Here is an 18,726-nt window from a genome sequence, read left to right on the forward strand (position 1 = left end):
AAAAAATATGTGCTCGCGTTTTAGCCCTTGTTTGAGGACAAATGCGTTTTGTGAACCAATGGCGATAATCAGTGATAAGCCAAGCAAAAAACCAGAACTATAATCGGTGATATTCATGACAGTCGACTTAACCTTTAAAAACCAAAACGGTGACGTTTGCTTACTGGCAGCGCCGGAAAAAGCTGTTAAGATAAGGGATTAATTGTTCAAATGCAATATTCCGAATGCAATATACAGTAAGATGCAACCAATCGTAAATAGGCGAGGAGCAGGGTAGGTCATGGTCATAAGTTTGACAAGAATGCTACAGTCGTTTGGGCAAGCACAAGATGACCTGCCAACCGTCGCTGCCAAAAAGGCTCAGCAAGCGGCTGCTAATAATGAAAGCGATGCTGCTGACAAGCATGCCAATGCTGCAACGCTTAAAACTTCACTGCCTATTGCTTCACCACTTACCGAGCCGCAGCGTACCGAACGTATTTGTAATGCCTTAGCACAAGTGAATGATATTCGGACGCCGACACCATTGACCGATCGCTATTTATCCAATTGTGCTAAGATGCGACCGACCAATAGACCTCCTTTTGATCCAGATACCTTATGGTATCTCAAACATGGACGCTGTCCGATTATGACTGAGCTTGTTGATGTGATCGATGAAGCCACCCTAAACGCCATGCCTATTGAGGCGGTCGCGATACTAGATCGAATAAATGGCAAGTTAAAACGTTACCGTGAATGGAGTAGCGAGCTCAATGAGCAACAACAGCAGCAGCATAATGAGCGACAATTTGTCATCGATAAACTCGTGTCCGAAAGCATTCCTGAAGTATTGCATCATTACGAGCAGCTGCAACGTTTCAGTCCGCATCGTACAAAAAATAATGTGGTACAGGGTAAAATGACGGCAGGCGATATGTTGACCGATTTATTTTTAGAGATCGATTACGAGCTTGATGAGTTATTGGATGAATTGCATCAAACCGTGATGAATCGTCTTGCTTCAACCCATCGTTATGTCAAAAGCCGTACGCAAAACTAACTGCTGACTACTTTAAATTGGCATTATTATATTAAGCTAGGTTAGCTTCATGACACACAATCGACTCAATGCATAACAATATAGGGCTTTAATAGGGCCTTATTTTTTTGTTTAATAATAAGAGCTAAAATACAGTAGTAGTATTTAAAATAATAATAAGTTCTCAATCAATTTTGCCAGATAATAAGGATTATCTAATGACCCAAATAACTGCGATGTTAGTAATGTTTGTTTTATATGGGGTGTTACCAGCCGCTGGGTTATATCTAGGGTATCGTGGTATAAAAAAAGTGACTGCGCCCAAAATGCTCGAATATAAAGCGATGCCGCAATTGGGTTATATTCCTGAAAAGAGCCTACCAGAGGAAGTCAAAACAGCACTTACCCAAATAAATGAAAAAGGTGAGAAGCTGCGTGTCATTTATGGTGATAGTAATAATGATGGCAAGATAGATGATAAAGATACCGTTAATGAAACCTATATCATGATTCAAAACTTGATGGATAGACATGTGCCGCAAGCAATAGCGGATTATCGTCGTTTACATGACTTAGATGGCGCACTGGCTGATAACACTAAAATCAAGCACTCTGATGTCACTGGTAAAGAGGCGCTGCTAGATGTGCTTATGACGATTAATACGCAGTTTGATGACCTGCTTAATGCCTCATATCATCAAGATGGACAAAAGCTCCTAGCCACCAATAGATATTTACAGCAGCGTTTTGAGAATCCGACAAACAAGGCCGATATACAGCAGCTTGATAGTAACGCTACTGAGATCAATGCTATTAAAAACAATGCTATTGAAAGCCCAAATGGCGAACGCGCTAATACTGAAGATATTAAGCTTTAGATGGCGCACTATAATCAATCCACTATAAAATAAACACAGTGCTACTGGTATAAATTTTGCGCAGCCTCTGTCTGCATAGGCACAGCAAGCAAGGAAAAGTTATACCAGTAGCGCGTTATAATATTTGTACTTATTTTATTTGGGACTGACTATATAAGTACTAAATCATGAGTTGAACGATTGAATGAATGATAAAAAGTGAGCTAGTATGAGTATATTAATAGGCGTTGGTGTCGTAACGACAGTGACCGTCTTTTATTTGGGTAGAAAAGGTTGGCACGCTCTGCATAAAGCGGTCGGTATTACGCCCGGCGTACTTATTTATCAGGATGCTAGTGCACCACTATCGCTATCAAGTATAAGCTGGCAACAGTTAAATCTTAATAAAAAATATCTTAAATCCTTAGCAGACGAACAGCTCCACCAATTACAGCGTATTGATGAAAAAGTAAGTCAATATGAAGCCTATCAAAAAGAGCTGCAAGCACAGAAAGTGACACCTGCAATCAGCGAACAGCAGTTTGTATTGCATAAAATGCTGCAAACACGGCTTCCTGAAATGCTCGCCAGTTATTATCATCTGACGACTATTAATTCAACGGTTAAAAGTGTTAATAATAAATCACGAGCTGAAGCTGGCAAATTGTTGCAAGAAGCATTAGATAATATCGAACAGCGCTTAGATAGCTTATTAGAGCAAATGCAGAAACAGCAATTACAGGATTTACGAGTCATGAAAAACTATATCGATAGTCATAATAGCTAAGTTTTGAGCTAGTAAGAATCGGCTATTAAAAAACATATATAAAAAAGCTGCCAATGATGATTTATCATTGGCAGCTTTTTTATGTCTTACTCTAAATCTATAAAAGACTTAAAATAAATTTAGATTAACGCTTGTCGTTGCGGTCACGAGTATTACGTGTGCCGCGACTAGCAGGGCTACCGCTACTTTTCGGTTTCGCACTACCACTACTATTACGACTATCGCTACGAGTGTCAGTACGGCGTGCTTTAAGCGGCTTGCTTTTAATACGCTCTTGCTTCTCTTTAGCGGCGCCATGAAGACCAGTACCATAACGTGGACGTAAACTTACTAGGTCTGTTAACGTATTAATGTCTTTTCTGTCTAGCTCTAAGAAGCGACCCGTCCGTAGCTCTTTTGGTAACGCAATATTACCATAGCTCGTACGTAATAGACGGCTAACTTTAAGGCCTTGGGATTCAAATAGACGGCGTACTTCACGGTTACGACCTTCTTTAAGCTTAACATGATGCCATTTGTTGACGCCTTCACCGCCGCCTTCTTTGATGTCTTCGAACTTGGCTAAGCCATCTTCTAGCATGACGCCTGTTGTCATCGCCCGTGCCATATCTGGGGTAACATCGCCCAATACGCGTACGGCATATTCACGAGTCACTTCACTAGATGGATGCATCAAGCGATGCGCCATCTCGCCATCATTGGTAAATAATAGTAGCCCAGTTGAGTTGATATCTAAGCGACCTACCATTACCCAGCGGTCATGAGTCAGTTTTGGCAAACGCTCAAAAACCGTTGGACGACCTTCTGGATCATTAGCAGAGCACACTTCGCCTTCAGGCTTATAATAAGCCAAAACGCGGCGACGTTTCTCATTTTCAGAAGTATATTTGATCTGACGACCATCAACACGGATCTCATCACCTTGCTCAACGCGGTCACCGATAGTTGCTGGGCCATTATTAACTGTTACGCGACCTGCTTTAATGACTTCTTCCATCTGACGACGTGAACCAAGTCCCATACGGGCGAGTGCTTTTTGCAGTTTTTCATCTTTCATAACGATTTCCTTGAATCGGTGGGTTTACATTTCTCAATGTATAAATTTTGACTGGCTATTATACGCTATTTATTAGCGTTACAGAGATTATATTTAGGTCTCTCTCTGCTTTTATACACAAATAAAGTAAATAGTTTTAATATTATTTGTTGGTTAAAATCGATTGGTGAAATCATAAAGATAACAATATTTATTAATTAACGGGCTTAATAAACATGCAATTATATTTGTTAAATATACCAATAATTACATATAATTCACTGTCAAATCAAGTTCGTTTTCTATCAAAAATACATGATTATGGTTCAAAATTTAACCACCTATGTTATTATGGCTTTGTTTTTTGTGTGTCATGTAACGCTTTGGTATGACTGTCTATTTTTCAATTGCTAGACACTACTTATATCTATGACTTATAAAGGTTTTTTTATGTTTTTCAATTCATCAAAGTTATTAAGTATAACGTGTCTACTAGTGCTTAGTCTGGTTTCAGGCTGTGCTAGCATTAATTCAGGGCTACAAGCAGGCGAGTTGCCGCCAAGTGGCGCCTACATCGCTGAAAATGGCCTACATTTTAATGTACAACCGTTAAGCCTAGCTACTTTACCGCCAAAACAAGCCGTTATTCCTAGTAGTGACTTAGCACGATTAATAAAAACATCCGGACGAGTAGACTACCGTATTGCTGAAGGAGATATTCTGGGTATTACCCTTGTCGGTTATCCAGAGATTGCGCCTCCTTTAACCAATAGTAGTAATACTGCCAATCCTTATGCAATAGGTTTCCCTATTGATCAGCAAGGTTTTGTACAGTTTCCGCTAATTGGACGTATTAAAGCCAGTGGTCTGAGCGTGCCACAGTTTACCGCAAACCTGCAAAGTCAATTGCAACGCTATCTTAAATATTCAGACCCACAGGTTAAAATCGTTAACTATCGTGGTAATAAATTCTTTATTGATGGTGAAGTGAAGCAGCCTGGCGAATTTGCAATTTCTGATACTCCAGTTTCGCTATATAGCGCGATTTCTATGGCTGGCGGTGCAACACCTACTGGTGACTCAAATAATGTGGTACTGAACCGCAAAGGGACAAGCTACAATATTGGACTACAGTCGCTACGTCAAATGGGTGCTTCCGCCAATCAAATCTATCTTCAAGATGGCGATTCTATTCATGTCAATAGCCAAGATCGTAATAAAGTATATGTCCTAGGAGAATTTGGACAAGTAGAGCCTGTAGCTATTAAAGAGCAAGGTATCAGTTTGGCGCAGGTTTTAGGTGAGTCTAAAGGACTTAACTCTAGTACCGCCAATGCAGCCAAGATATATGTCGTCCGTGATAATCTTAGTACAAGGGATACGGATATTTATTATGTTGATATGCAGACTATCACCAGTTTTGCGCTTGCCAATCGTTTTGAGATGCGTGCCAATGACATCGTCTACGTTGATCCTACTGGTTTAACGCGCTGGAACCGTGTCATTAGTGCAATACTACCTTCAACTTCTGCAATTAGTCTCCTTTCAGGCTTATAGATAACAGGTAATAGTCATTATGGCATTTGATAATATTTTAGTGGTTTGTGTCGGTAATATTTGTCGTAGTCCGATGGCAGAAGCACTATTAAAGCAGCGTTTCCCTAATAAAATCATTGATTCTGCCGGTGTTGGAGCTTTAGTTGGCCATCCTGCCGATCCAGCAGCGCTAGAAATCATGTCAAAACAGCAGATTGATATTACCCATCATGTTGCTAAGCAAATTGATGAAGGATTGGCCAAAAAGGCTGAGATTATTTTCACCATGTCAGACGGCCAAACCAAATGGATTGAAGAGCGCTGGCCTTTTTGCCGTGGTAAAACTTTTAAGCTTGGTCATTGGACGAATAAAGATATTGCTGATCCTTACAAGCATGAGATAAGTGCGTTTGAAACCGCATATCAAGATATTATTGAAGGTTTAGCGCAATGGGCTGATAAAATTAGCTAAGCTATTGTTGTTAATTATCTACTATCATTAAAATACTAAACGATTACCTTAAGTGATGAACCTACCGTTATGAATACAGATTCAAAGAATATATCAAACTCTGCTTCTAAAGAAGACAATGACGAAATCGATTTAATGGCGTTAGTTTTTGCGATTTTACGTGGCTGGAAAGTCATCGTCTTTTTTGCTGTATTGGGTTTGATAATAGGGATTTTATATAGTAGGTACGTCAACCCGACTTTTAAAGCAGATGCGCTTATTCAGATAGAGGAAAATTCTAAAGGTATCTCAGCGCTTGGTAGTGATATTTCGGAACTTATTGGATCGGAAGTCAGTAAGGCTCAGACAGAGGCAGAATTGATAAGGTCGCGTATGATCTTAGAGCCAGTCGTCAATTTATTACATCTACGGATTCGCCTGTCTGATCCTAATATTGGTGCTTTAGATAGAATAAAAAGTAATAGTACTAATACTCAGATAAATAAGCCTGAAGGGGTGTCTCTTAAAACTGAAGATGGTGAAGTAGCGATTAGCCAATTTAATGTCTCACAAGAGTATTTAAACCAATCATTTACCTTAACGCGCTCTGCGACAGGGTTTGTATTAAGTAATGGTTTCGACGACTTTAAAGGTCAGATTGGCAAAGCACATCAGTTTAGAGGCACAAACGGTCAGATTCAAATTACGGTAAATGATCTGCCAGTTGATGGGTATCCTATTAATATCAGCAAGCAGTCATTAAAAGTAACGACGGATACTGTTAATAGTGTGCTATCTGTGGTGGAGAAAGGTAAGCAGACAGGCATCATTGAATTATCTATGACAGGTGCTAATCAGCAGCAGACCAGCTTAATTCTAAAACAAATCATTTTATCTTATGTCGATCAAAATCAGTCGCGCGGTTCTGAAGAGACGACCAAGACGATTAGCTTTATGGAAACACAAATTCCAACGTTAAAGAAAAAGCTAGAAGATTCCGAAGCTATATTTAATAACTTTCGTAAAAAATACGGCACGATCGATGTGAGTAAAGAAGCTGAGCTACTGCTTACTGAGAACTCAAATATCGACGTACAGCTTAACGAGCTCAAGCTTAAAAAAGCGGATCTAACTACTTATTATACAGAAGAGCACCCACTAGTAATCCAGATCAATGAGCAACTTGCGGTACTTAATGATAGAAAAAATGAGATAGATAATACGATTGTAGGTCTACCTGAGATACAAAGAGAGTTTTTACAACTGTCAGCTGATAGTGCGATCAACAGAGAGATCTATCTAACACTGCTTAAAAACTATGAGCAGTTGAAAATCGTTAGGGCTGGGCAAATTGGTTATGCTCGTATTATTGATATGCCTATCAATAACTTTAAAGCGATCGCACCTAAGAAAGTATTGATAATAATATTAGCTACGCTTTTAGGGGCGATGCTTGGAACTATGTTAGTCCTGCTTAAAAACATGCTTAGAAATGTGGTCAAAGACCCTGAACGTATCGAAGCTAAAACTGGTGTACCTGTTATTGCAACGATTCCACGTTCACCAATACTGACACGACTGGGTAAGAAAAAGACATCGAATAGGCTACTCGCGTATGCGGACAATAATAGTCTAAGTTATGAAGCTATTAAGAGTTTACGAACTAATCTGATGTTTGGGATGCCAAGCCAAGGGCGAGCCGGTCAGCGTGCAAAAGTTATACTGATTACAGGAGAGAGCCCTGGGGTCGGCAAGTCTTTTATCTCTTCTAACTTGACAGAGGTATTTGCGCAGTTAGATAAGAAGATTCTAATCATGGATGCTGATATGCGTTTAGGTGAGCTGCATAAAGTGTTTAATATGGATCAGCATAACGGTTTGGCCGATTATTTATCGCAAGATACGACTCACTTATCAAAAGACACTACTCAGCTATCAAAAATTGATACCGTAGAAAAATCTAGCAATCTAGCAAGTTTTATCCACTCGACGGGTATTGATAATATTGACTTTATGCCGCGAGGCGAGCATCCGCGTAACCCTGCGTCGCTATTGGCTAACGGTAGCTTTGATCATTTGATGGCAGAGTTAAATCTTCACTATGATTATATTATCATCGATTCGCCCCCTGTATTGGCAGCTTCTGATGCTATGATTTTGTCCCAGTATGCAGATAAAGTATTAATGGTAGCTCGCTATGATAAATCTATAGAAGGCCAAGTGGTTTATGCGGTCAATCAGATGAATAAAGCTAACATAAAGGTGGATGGTATTATTCTCAACGATGTACAACAAGGTATTATGAGCAAATATAGCTACCACTATAGTTATGCTTATGGTAATAATAATTAGTCGTTTTTTTAGAGCCTTTGCCTAAATTAATATCCTTTAAGTAGTTGAGTGTTATGTTCATAAAGTCAGAAACTAAAAATGCGTATCAATCACTGAATGCTAAAAGTAGTTGGTTGCAACATATAGCTGAATACTTATTGTCATTACCTCGTAGCGTTAAGCGGGCAATTTTGCTTAGTATAGACTTTGCGCTGTCATTAATTTGTTTGTTTTTAGCCTTGTCTTTACGCTATGGTCATATCGCCCATGATATTAGCCCGATGATATTGTTGGCTTATGCGGCGCTTCCAATTATAGGCTTGTATCTCATAGGCTTCTATAAAGGGGTAGCAAGAGGCTTTCTCGATACCGTCATGGGTAGTGTGGCGCAGTTATTCTTTGTCCTTATTATTGTTTATGGGGTTATTATCTACCTTAACCCTTTAGAAGATATACCGCGCTCCGTTCCGATTATATTTTTATTTTTATTTTTTATTTGGCTGTGGAATAGCAGACTGACCATCCGTGAGCTGTTGACACGTTGGCGCGGTAAGAGTCAGCAGCGCCTAAGAAATGAAAATGGTTATGATAATGTTGTTATCTATGGTGCAGGCGAGGCGGGTAAAGACTTATTAGAAGGGTTAAGGAACTCGCATAAATACAATGTGGTGGCGTATGTCGATGATGATCGACAGCTCATTGGTGCCTATTTATTGGGTAAAAAGATTTATCCTGCGCATGAATTAATGAGCTTAGTAGAAGATCTCGATGTCGCCCAGGTTTTTTTAGCGATTCCTTCTATCAGCCGTGCGCAAAAAAGGCAGATTATAGATAAATTATCTGGCATAGCCATTAAAATCAAAGAATTACCAAGTTTAGAAGAAATCGCTGACGAAAAGGTCACGGTCAGCAGTATGCGCAAGGTTGATATCTTGGATGTGTTAGATCGGCAAACAGTTGAGCCCGATGAAGCCCTTTTACGGCTAAATATTGAAGACAAGTGCATATTAGTTACTGGTGCTGGTGGATCTATCGGTAGCGAGCTATGCCGTCAAGTGATTAAAAATCAACCAAAATGTATCGTGCTCTATGAGCTGTCTGAGTTTGCACTCTATAGCATCCATCAAGAACTGATAGCAAAACAAGCTAGCAACCCCGCTTATAAAAACATTAAAATCATTGCCGTTATTGGTAATGTGACTAACGAATCGAACCTGCTTAGAATATTTAAACTTTATAATATACAGACTGTCTATCATGCAGCTGCCTACAAGCATGTGCCTATGGTAGAACACAACCCGTTTGAAGGTGTTATCAATAATACCAAAGGCACCTATCACTGTGCGCGAGCAGCTATCAAAGCCAATGTTGAAACCTTTGTGCTTATCTCTACAGATAAAGCTGTAAGACCGACTAATGTGATGGGCGCTTCTAAGCGTTTAGCAGAGTTAGTCTGCCAGGGTCTAAGTCAGACAGATAGCCAAACTTGCATTAGTATGGTGCGTTTTGGTAATGTCCTTGGCTCTTCAGGTTCTGTCGTGCCTGTATTTACCAAGCAAATCCAAAAAGGTCTACCTATCACTGTGACCCATCCTGATGTCACGCGCTATTTTATGACGATTCCAGAGGCGGCAAACTTGGTTATCCAAGCAGGGGCGATGGCATCAGGTGGTGAGGTGTTTGTGCTTGATATGGGCGAGCCGGTCAAGATCGTTGATTTGGCGCATCGAATGATTCATTTGAGCGGTTTTGAGATTAAAGATGCCGCGCATCCAGATGGCGATATAGAAGTTATCTTTACGGGACTCAGAGCGGGTGAAAAGCTCTACGAGGAGTTAATCATCGGTGAAGATAATGTCAAATCAACTGATCACCCTCTTATCATGCAGGCAATGGAGCATAGCTTTCCATTAGACGAGCTTGAATCGGTATTATTTGAGCTTACTGAAAAGCAGAAACAGTTTGATGTTCCTTGGCTAAAGCAGCAGTTTAAATACTTTGTAGAGGGTTATCAAGAAAGTTCTCAAGACGATCCTCAAGAAAGCTATCAAAAAAGCCGTCAAGAAGATTCTGAATCTGCATAGCGCCTAATGTATAAATCAACAATTATATTTTGAAGAATAATTAGTTAAATTAATAAAGGAATACTATGTTAGATCTCAACAATATAAAAATCGCAGTTATTGGGCTTGGCTATGTAGGTCTGCCATTGGCCGTCGAGTTTGGTAAGCATCGCTCAGTAGTCGGTTTTGATATTAATCAGAAGCGAGTGCAAGAACTAAGAGATGGTTTTGATGGTACGCTTGAAGTGGACAGTGAGGCTCTAAAGGCAGCTAATTCATTAAAATTTACCACTGAATTGAGCGAAATTGCCGATTATAACTTTTATATCGTCACAGTACCGACACCGATTGATGAAAATAACGCGCCAGACCTTACACCTTTAGAAAGTGCTTCTGAAGCGGTTGGAAAAGTGATAAAAGCTGGCGATATCGTGGTTTATGAATCGACTGTCTACCCTGGTGCGACAGAAGAAGTCTGTATTCCTATTATAGAAAAAATATCAGGGCTAACTTTTAACCAAGATTTTTATGTGGGATATAGTCCTGAACGTATCAATCCAGGCGATAAAGTAAATACCTTGACTAAAATTACTAAGATTACTTCAGGCTCAACACCAGAGGCGGCTGATTTAATCGATAGTCTTTATGCCTCTATCATCACAGCTGGCACTTATCGCGCCACGTCAATTAAAGTCGCTGAAGCTGCTAAGGTCATTGAAAATACGCAGCGCGACTTAAATATCGCTATAGTTAATGAGTTTGCTAAGATCTTTAATATCATCGGTATAGATACGCAAGCGGTATTGGATGCTGCAGGTAGCAAATGGAATTTTCTTAAATTTAAGCCCGGTTTGGTTGGTGGTCATTGTATTAGTGTAGATCCTTATTATTTAACTCATAAAGCCCAAGAAGTTGGTTACCGCCCAGAAGTTATCCTCGCTGGCAGACGTATCAACGATGGTATGGGGCAATATGTGGCCACGCAGATGGTTAAAAAACTGGCGCGTAATAAAATACATATCGATGAGGCAAAAGTATTGGTACTTGGCTTTACCTTTAAAGGCGATTGCCCTGATACCCGTAATACCAAAGTCATTGATATTGTTAAAGAGCTAAAAAGCTTTAATATTAATGTTGATGTCTATGATGATTGGGCTGATAAGCAAGAAGTATTCGAGCATTACGGGATTGAATTGATCGATGATTTACAAAAAGGCTATTACGATGGTGTCGTGGTTGCCGTTGATCATAGTGATTATAAAAAAATGGGGGTGGAAGCTATAAGAGCATTGGCTAAATCAAACCACGTGGTCTATGACGTAAAACATGTATTCCAAGAAGAAGAAACAGACATTCGCCTATAATTTATTAAGGATATAAAATGAAGAAATTTGCCCTAATAGGAGCAGCTGGTTATATTGCTCCAAGACATATGCAAGCAATTAAAGCTACAGGGAATGAGTTGGTTGCTGCTTATGATCCGAACGACTCTGTAGGAATTATGGATAGCCATTTTCCTGAAGCACATTTTTTTACTGAATTTGAAAGGTTTGATCGACATGTAGATAAGTTGCACCGTCAAATTGAGAATAAAAAAATAGATTTTATGTCAATTTGTTCCCCTAATTATTTACATGACTCACATATGCGCTTTGCTTTACGTAGTGGTGCTGATGCTATTTGCGAGAAGCCTTTGGTTTTAAACCCTTGGAATATCGATGGTTTATTAGAAATAGAAAAAGATACCGGACATAAAGTAAATACTATTCTTCAGTTAAGAGTGCATCCGGCTATAGTTGCACTTAGAGAAAAAGTAAAAAGTCAACCAAGAGATAAAAAGTACGAAGTTGATCTAACGTATATCACTTCTCGAGGTAAATGGTATTTACAATCATGGAAAGGAGATGTCAATAAATCAGGAGGAATTGCAACTAATATAGGAGTGCATTTTTTCGATATGTTGCACTTTATATTTGGGGATTTACAGCAGAATATTGTACACCATGTTTCAGAGACTAAATCATCTGGTTATTTAGAATATGAGAATGCCCGTGTTCGCTGGTTTCTGTCTATTGACGTAGAAGATGTACCAGCCGATATATTAGCTACAGGTCAGCGTACTTTTAGATCAATTACAGTAGATGGCGAAGATATAGAGTTCTCTGGTGGTTTTACTGACTTACATAATCGTAGCTATGAACAAATACTAGCAGGTCATGGTTTTGGCTTAGAAGAAAATCGTACCGCAATTAGTACGGTAGCTCATATTCGTGATGCACAGCCTATTGGTCTGAAGGGTGATTATCATCCGTTCTTGAGTAAATAAGGAGATAGGATAATGAATGATTACTACCAGCATCCTAGCGCAATAGTTGATGATGGCGCTCAAATAGGTAAAGGATCTAGAGTCTGGCACTTCGTCCATATATCTGCTGAAGCAAAAATTGGTGAAAGATGCTCTATGGGTCAGAATGTCTTTATCGGTAATAAGGTTATCATCGGTAATGATTGCAAAATACAAAATAACGTGTCTGTTTATGACAATGTTACTTTAGAAGATGGCGTTTTTTGTGGTCCAAGCATGGTCTTTACCAATGTTTATAACCCTCGCTCGTTTGTCGATAGAAAATCGGAATATATGAGTACACTGGTAAAAACAGGTGCCTCTATGGGTGCCAATTGTACGATTATATGTGGCAATACTATTGGTAAATTTGCTTTTATCGGCGCTGCCACTTTGGTGAATAAAGATGTTCCTGATTACGCGTTGATGGTTGGCGTACCCGCCAAGCAAATAGGTTGGATGAGCGAGTATGGCGAGCGTTTAGATCTACCATTAACTGGAGATGGTGATACAAGATGCATCCATACGGGTGCTAAATATACGCTTATTAATGGCACGCTTACTAAGAAGGAGGCTTAGCATGCAGTTTATTGACCTAGTCGCACAGCAAGATAGAATAAAAGATAAATTAAATGCCAATATCCAAAAGGTATTGGCTCACGGTCAATATATTTTAGGTCCTGAAGTTCATGAGCTTGAAGAAAAGCTGTCAGCATATACAGGTGCTAAATATTGCATTACTTGTGCCAATGGTACTGATGCGCTACAAATTGCCCAAATGGCATTTGGTATCGGTCCTGGAGACGAAGTTATTACGCCAGGATTTACTTATATCGCGACAGCAGAGACGGTTGCGGTATTAGGTGCCAAACCTATCTATGTGGATATCGATCCACAGACTTATAACTTAGATGTGGAACAGCTTGAGGCCGCTATTACACCGCGTACTAAGGCTATTATCGGTGTCAGTCTTTACGGGCAGTGCGCAGACTATGACGCTATCAATGCTATCGCTGCCAAATATAATATACCAGTGATTGAAGATGCAGCGCAGAGCTTTGGCGCTAGCTATAAAGATAAAAAGTCTTGTAATTTAACGACGGTCGCCTGTACCAGCTTCTTCCCTAGTAAGCCGTTAGGCTGTTATGGTGATGGCGGCGCTATCTTTACCAATGATGAAGCACTGGCCACAGTAATTCGACAAATAGCACGGCATGGTCAAGATCGTCGCTATCATCACATCAGAGTCGGTGTTAATAGTCGTTTAGATACCTTACAAGCAGCGATACTACTGCCTAAGCTTGAAATTTTAGATGATGAGATGCAAGCACGTCAGCGTGTAGCAGATACGTACAATCAGCTCTTTACTGAAGCAGGTATTACCACGATACCCTTTATAGAAGCACATAATCAGAGTGCGTGGGCGCAATATACTATTCAAGTTGACAGTCGTGATGAGATACAAGCTAAGCTAAAAGAGCAAGGTATCCCGACAGCAGTACACTATCCAATACCATTGAATAAGCAGCCTGCAGTTGCAGATACTAACGCAGTACTACCAGTAGGTGATACCGTTGCTGAGCGGGTAATGAGTTTGCCTATGCATCCCTATTTAACGCAAGTAGAGCAAGAAAATATTGTTAAGGCGCTAAGAGAATGAATAACTTAGTCTTACTGACTAGTAGCTTTCCTTATGAAGGTGGTGAACAGTTCTTAGAAAGTGAAATTCAGTATTGGGAAAATACAGGCTTCGATAACGTATATATTATTCCTTATCAAACGAAGGGAATTTGTCGTCCTTATCCAAAAAATATCAAAGTTATTGAGCTAATACATAAGAAACCTAAAGCAACTTATGTACTTAAAAGTCTTTTAAGTTCTCTGTATCACAAAGAAGTGCTGTATGTAAAAAAATATAGCCGCTCTAAAAGTAGGCTTGCAGATATCAAGTCAGCATTGCAAACAACAGCTTTAACTCTGAGACTTAAGGGCACGTTAGAAGATTCTTTAAAGCCATTAGTTGGGGATATAACTGTTTATAGCTACTGGAATGATACGTCATTTTACGCGGCTTGTTTGTTAAAGAGAAAAGGTGTTGTAAAGCATATCGTTTCAAGAGCGCATAGGTTTGATATTTATGAAGACATGCGTGCTAATGACTATATGCCTTTAAAAAGACAGTTCGCTGGCGAGTTTGATAAAGTTTATTTATTGTCCTCTAATGCTCTGAATTATTATAAAGACACTTATGGTGCTGGCCCTCAATATCTCGATATTGGTAGACTAGGGGTTGACATACCTTTAGGGCAGCCTGATAGTAAACCAGTCGCGGGCAAAGTTAGGATATTATCACTGTCATATTGCGTACCAGTGAAGCAGGTAGATAAGATTATGTCTGCGGTAGAAGCTTATGCAAAAGCCAATAGTCAGTCAATGGTTGAATGGACGCACATTGGTGGAGGTTCTTTATATGAGACGCTTAAAGCTAGCGCAGATGAGTTAGAATATCAATGTAATAATCTTAAAATAGATTTTATTGGCCAGCTAGATAATAAAGACGTTAAAAATAAATTAGAAAAAGAATATTTCGATGTATTTATAAACGCTAGTAAGTCGGAAGGTATTCCAGTCTCTATAATGGAAGCCATGAGTTATGGAGTACCTGCTATTGCTCCAGATGTAGGTGAGATATCTGACCTAGTCAATGAGACTAACGGTTACCTATTACCCAGTAACTTTAGTATTAATAATATTATCGATGGTATCGATATGATTATTTCAGAGAACCAAAACCAAGCTTACCGAGTCAATGCAAAGTCTTGGGTAGAAAAATATTTTAATTCTAGTGTGAATTATCCGCTATTTGTGAACCAAGTTGAGAGTATTGCAGGCTTATATGACTCGCAATAAAATACTAGGCTATGCGATAGGTCCTATCGGTGCAGCAATGATGGGTTTTATTACTTTACCCATCATTACGTGGTTTTATTCTGTTGAAGATGTTGGCCGAATATCCATGTTACAAGTAGTGGCAAGCTTTTCAGTTTTGCTATTTTGTTTAGGTTTAGATCAAGCCTATGTACGTGAATATCATGAACACAAGGTCAAGCCGAAATTATTTAAGACTGCGCTCTTACCTGGCCTTATTCTTAGCCTAGTATTTTTTGGTCCTATTTTCATTTTTGATAGTCAGCTAATTTCTAAATGGCTTTATGACATTCCCAGTACTTATTTAACTATAATTAGTATTGTCTGTTTTGTACTTTCATTGATATCGCGATTCTTATCTCTTATTTTGAGAATGGAGGAAAGAGCGTTGGCTTATTCAATGAGTCAGTTACTTCCTAAAATTCTATTTTTAGTATTTATACTCTCTACTGTTTGGTTAGGTCTGACTAAAGATGCTTATAACTTAATTACCGCGCATACATTGTCAATTACCGCGATATTTTTAGTGTTTGCATGGAATACTCGAAAAGAGTGGCTAAGTGCTCTTAGGTATAAGATAGATTATAAAGAGCTTAATAAGTTGCTGGCGTTTGGACTGCCATTAGTTGTTGGTGGTCTGGCTGCTTGGGGCCTTAAAGTGATGGACAAGCTGTTTTTAAGAGGTATGTCCACTTTTTCAGAGTTAGGCGTTTACTCAGTTGCGGCTAGTATTGCAGGTGTTGCAGCCATATTTGCGGGCATCTTTAATACAATTTGGGCACCTATGGTTTATAAGTGGGTCAATGAGGGAGTAGATCTAGCCAAAATAGATGAGATATCAGAGCATTTATTAGCTGCTATATATTTCGTTACGGTATTATCAGGATTGTTTTCTTGGATATTACCTTACTTTTTACCCAAAGAGTATGCTGCTATTCAGTATTTAATTACTGCTTGTCTGCTTGGCCCTCTGTTTTATACTTTATCTGAAACAACAGCAGTAGGCATAACGATTGCACGTAAGACTAAATTGTCCATGGTAGCATCTATAGGGGCTATGTCGATTAATGTAGTGGGTAACTATATTTTAGTACCGAGGATGGGAGCAGCGGGAGCAGCGGTATCAACTGCCGTTGCTTTTTGGGTGTTCTATATTTTAAGAACTGAGTTGTCGCGCTTAGTATGGCGAAATATGCCAAGAGTTAAAGCATATCTATTAATAACTTTGTTGTTAGTAGCAACAATAATACATAGTGTCTTTTTAAAGGATAGTAGTTTCACGGTTATTGTATGGTCTATACTGCTTCTGTTAGGGTTTATATTTTTTAGACCTACTGTAAATTCAGTTTATACAAAAACCATAAATATATATAAACAGATTGGTAAAAAACATCTATAATTCATTTCATATGAGAGTTATTAAAAAACTATTATACTTATTTCTTTATAATTAAAATCTAACCGTTTTAAAATAAGCGAAATAATAAAAGAACAGATAATATAATCAGGAGACTTTTGAACGCAAGTCATTGATACTCTCTATGAAAAGGTGCTGTTTGTAGTTGATTGCTTTAATCAGAACATTGACAGCCCCTATTATAATATTAGTACACACCCTAAACCTCTAACTAAATGCGTAATTGTAATGGATGATACCCGATTTTATAAAAGAAACGTATCTAAAAATTGTTGAATAGATAGCACTACCATATCTTTTGGTTATCATTTTTTAGTTCTGATATAAATCTTATTGAAAAAGTTGCCGCAGATAAATTCTTTACGCTATAACTAGATAGACAATACTCTATCTTGATTATTTAACAGTATGACCTATAGTTCTTCTATTCTAGATTGAGTTTACAAAGTTGCACTCTCTGTAATTATATAAAAACACCCTTCATATAGGCTAATATGAAAATACCAAAAATATATTCGGTTTACTTTGCTTTCATAATATTATTGTTTTTCCCTTCTAAATACTTGGAATTACTTACAATATTAGTTACTTCATCTATATTGCTTATTGGCTTTATGTATAAATTCGTACTATTAAAAGTTAACAGCTTTGTAGTTTTCATAATATTTTATATATTATTGATTATATCTGTTCTTATAGGTATGTTTTACTATGGGTTAGAGCCTATCAGGAATTTTACAGAAATTGTCCGATTTTCTCCAATATTTCTATTGTTTTTTGTTATAAAAAATATCCCAGAAAACGATGCTATAAAATGTATTATTAATATTTTTCTTATTTATACAGTGAGCAATTTTATAGTTAGTATATCTCAAATCGCTTTATTAGGATTTGTGGATCCAATAACTAGCATTTATGGTTCTGAACTTCAAAGGGAAGTTTCTTTAGGTATCTCTTCTAGAGCGCTAGGGCTCAACTCAGGTCCAGGTCAAAATGGATCAATAATGGCAATTATTTTTATTTTTTCAATGTCTCAAGCGATAGTTGATAACTATAAGTTTAGATCTTTTCTAACAGCTGTTTTAAGTTTTTTTGTTGTCGTACTATCACAATCCCAAACCTCTTTTATTGTTTGTTTAGGAGGAGGGTTATATGCTTTGGTATTCGCATTATTATTCATGGATAAAAAAACTAAGAAAACAGCCCTAAATTATATTATCTTTATTATACCTTTAGGGTTTTATTTTTTAATAAAGTATAGTGGAGATTTGAGGTATTTGTTTACTTTGTTTTCTCATGGTCTTGAGCGTAGTTCTTACCAAGCAAGGCTGGAAAAAACAGACTATATTATTGATTTGATCTTTGATAAGCCTGTACCTTTAATTTTTGGACATGGAAAAGAATATTTTGGGCCTGTATCAGGTCATATGGATAACGAGTATATATTTTACTTAGGTGTCTATGGATTGCTATCTACTATCATGATTATTCTGTTTTATTTGTATGTTCTACTGTTGCCTTATATATATAAAGATAAATACATTAAAAGTAATAATTTTTTGTTTTCTTTACATATGTTGGTTTTGGTCGGAGTTGTTATGGCCTGGCCTAGTGTATTTATAACGGATGTTCGTATTGCTTTTATTCTAGCTTTTATATATTTAATGTTCATTTCAACAAGAAATACTCTTAAAAGAAACTAGGGTCTACTGCTATTATATTTCTGTATATTTAATTTATAGTGAATAAATAATTATACTCTTTCAGGCTAATGTGGTTAAGAATTTTATTCCCAGTATGCGTATTGTATATTTTCCTATTTTGATAGTGTAAGTAACAAATCTATATTTATAAAACATTGCTTCAGTAGAGTGGTTTCTACTATAACCGTAAAAATAATGCAATGCTGATATCATTATTTTTATGTTAGCTTTAAATAAATTATTTAATAAGGT

Annotated in this window: 15 protein-coding genes and 1 pseudogene; 14 read left to right on the plus strand and 2 right to left on the minus strand. The window is 38.0% G+C overall.

Annotation, left to right across the window (positions count from 1 at the left end):
- Positions 1–117: pseudogene (locus CAN34_RS14495) on the minus strand (amino acid transporter); the annotation flags it as partial.
- 163 nt (positions 118–280) lie between these two features.
- On the opposite strand from CAN34_RS14495, the gene CAN34_RS09785 reads away from it, so the two are divergent.
- From CAN34_RS09785 to CAN34_RS09795, 3 genes are all read left to right on the plus strand, one after another.
- Positions 281–1,042: a hypothetical protein gene (locus CAN34_RS09785; protein ID WP_254423155.1), complete on the plus strand. Its 762-nt coding sequence runs from the start codon at positions 281–283 to the stop codon at positions 1,040–1,042.
- A gap of 197 nt (positions 1,043–1,239) precedes the next feature.
- Complete coding sequence (locus CAN34_RS09790) at positions 1,240–1,899, plus strand: hypothetical protein (protein WP_089555497.1); 660 nt, start codon at positions 1,240–1,242, stop codon at positions 1,897–1,899.
- A 208-nt stretch (positions 1,900–2,107) separates the two neighbouring features.
- Positions 2,108–2,665 carry a hypothetical protein gene (locus CAN34_RS09795; protein ID WP_089555498.1) on the plus strand — a complete coding sequence of 186 codons (558 nt, stop codon included), beginning with the start codon at positions 2,108–2,110 and terminating at the stop codon, positions 2,663–2,665.
- 124 nt (positions 2,666–2,789) lie between these two features.
- Here CAN34_RS09795 and rluB read toward each other — a convergent pair whose 3' ends face one another.
- Positions 2,790–3,722 (minus strand): 23S rRNA pseudouridine(2605) synthase RluB, encoded by a 933-nt coding sequence (gene rluB, locus CAN34_RS09800; RefSeq protein WP_089555499.1) that lies wholly within the window; start codon positions 3,720–3,722, stop codon positions 2,790–2,792.
- A 429-nt stretch (positions 3,723–4,151) separates the two neighbouring features.
- Here rluB and CAN34_RS09805 point away from each other — a divergent pair, with 429 nt between their 5' ends.
- The 11 genes from CAN34_RS09805 to CAN34_RS09855 all read left to right on the plus strand — a co-directional run bounded on the left by CAN34_RS09805 (position 4,152) and on the right by CAN34_RS09855 (position 18,474).
- Entirely contained in the window at positions 4,152–5,258 is a 1,107-nt protein-coding gene (locus CAN34_RS09805; RefSeq protein ID WP_089555500.1) for a polysaccharide biosynthesis/export family protein, read from the plus strand.
- A gap of 19 nt (positions 5,259–5,277) precedes the next feature.
- Positions 5,278–5,709: a low molecular weight protein-tyrosine-phosphatase gene (locus CAN34_RS09810; protein WP_089555501.1), complete on the plus strand. Its 432-nt coding sequence runs from the start codon at positions 5,278–5,280 to the stop codon at positions 5,707–5,709.
- A gap of 69 nt (positions 5,710–5,778) precedes the next feature.
- A complete protein-coding gene (locus tag CAN34_RS09815) occupies positions 5,779–8,040 on the plus strand; it encodes a polysaccharide biosynthesis tyrosine autokinase (RefSeq protein ID WP_089555502.1) in 2,262 nt (753 codons plus the stop codon).
- Between the two features lie 53 nt (positions 8,041–8,093).
- On the plus strand, positions 8,094–10,103 hold the full coding sequence (locus CAN34_RS09820; protein WP_089555503.1) for a nucleoside-diphosphate sugar epimerase/dehydratase: 2,010 nt from the start codon (positions 8,094–8,096) through the stop codon (positions 10,101–10,103).
- 65 nt (positions 10,104–10,168) lie between these two features.
- Entirely contained in the window at positions 10,169–11,446 is a 1,278-nt protein-coding gene (gene tviB, locus CAN34_RS09825) for a Vi polysaccharide biosynthesis UDP-N-acetylglucosamine C-6 dehydrogenase TviB (RefSeq protein WP_089555504.1), read from the plus strand.
- A 17-nt stretch (positions 11,447–11,463) separates the two neighbouring features.
- A complete protein-coding gene (locus CAN34_RS09830) occupies positions 11,464–12,408 on the plus strand; it encodes a Gfo/Idh/MocA family protein (protein WP_089555505.1) in 945 nt (314 codons plus the stop codon).
- 12 nt (positions 12,409–12,420) lie between these two features.
- A complete protein-coding gene (locus CAN34_RS09835) occupies positions 12,421–13,005 on the plus strand; it encodes an acyltransferase (protein WP_089555506.1) in 585 nt (194 codons plus the stop codon).
- 1 nt (position 13,006) lies between these two features.
- Positions 13,007–14,086: a DegT/DnrJ/EryC1/StrS aminotransferase family protein gene (locus CAN34_RS09840; RefSeq protein ID WP_089555507.1), complete on the plus strand. Its 1,080-nt coding sequence runs from the start codon at positions 13,007–13,009 to the stop codon at positions 14,084–14,086.
- A complete protein-coding gene (locus tag CAN34_RS09845; RefSeq protein WP_089555508.1) occupies positions 14,083–15,336 on the plus strand; it encodes a glycosyltransferase in 1,254 nt (417 codons plus the stop codon). The genes CAN34_RS09840 and CAN34_RS09845 overlap by 4 nt, the downstream gene beginning before the upstream one ends.
- Entirely contained in the window at positions 15,323–16,753 is a 1,431-nt protein-coding gene (locus CAN34_RS09850) for an oligosaccharide flippase family protein (protein WP_089555509.1), read from the plus strand. Before CAN34_RS09845 ends, CAN34_RS09850 begins: the two co-directional genes overlap by 14 nt.
- Positions 16,754–17,265: 512 nt before the next feature.
- Complete coding sequence (locus CAN34_RS09855; RefSeq protein WP_089555510.1) at positions 17,266–18,474, plus strand: O-antigen ligase family protein; 1,209 nt, start codon at positions 17,266–17,268, stop codon at positions 18,472–18,474.
- Positions 18,475–18,726: the final 252 nt, after the last annotated feature.

Source organism: Psychrobacter sp. DAB_AL32B, assembly GCF_002224105.1.
Taxonomy (GTDB): Bacteria; Pseudomonadota; Gammaproteobacteria; order Pseudomonadales; family Moraxellaceae; genus Psychrobacter.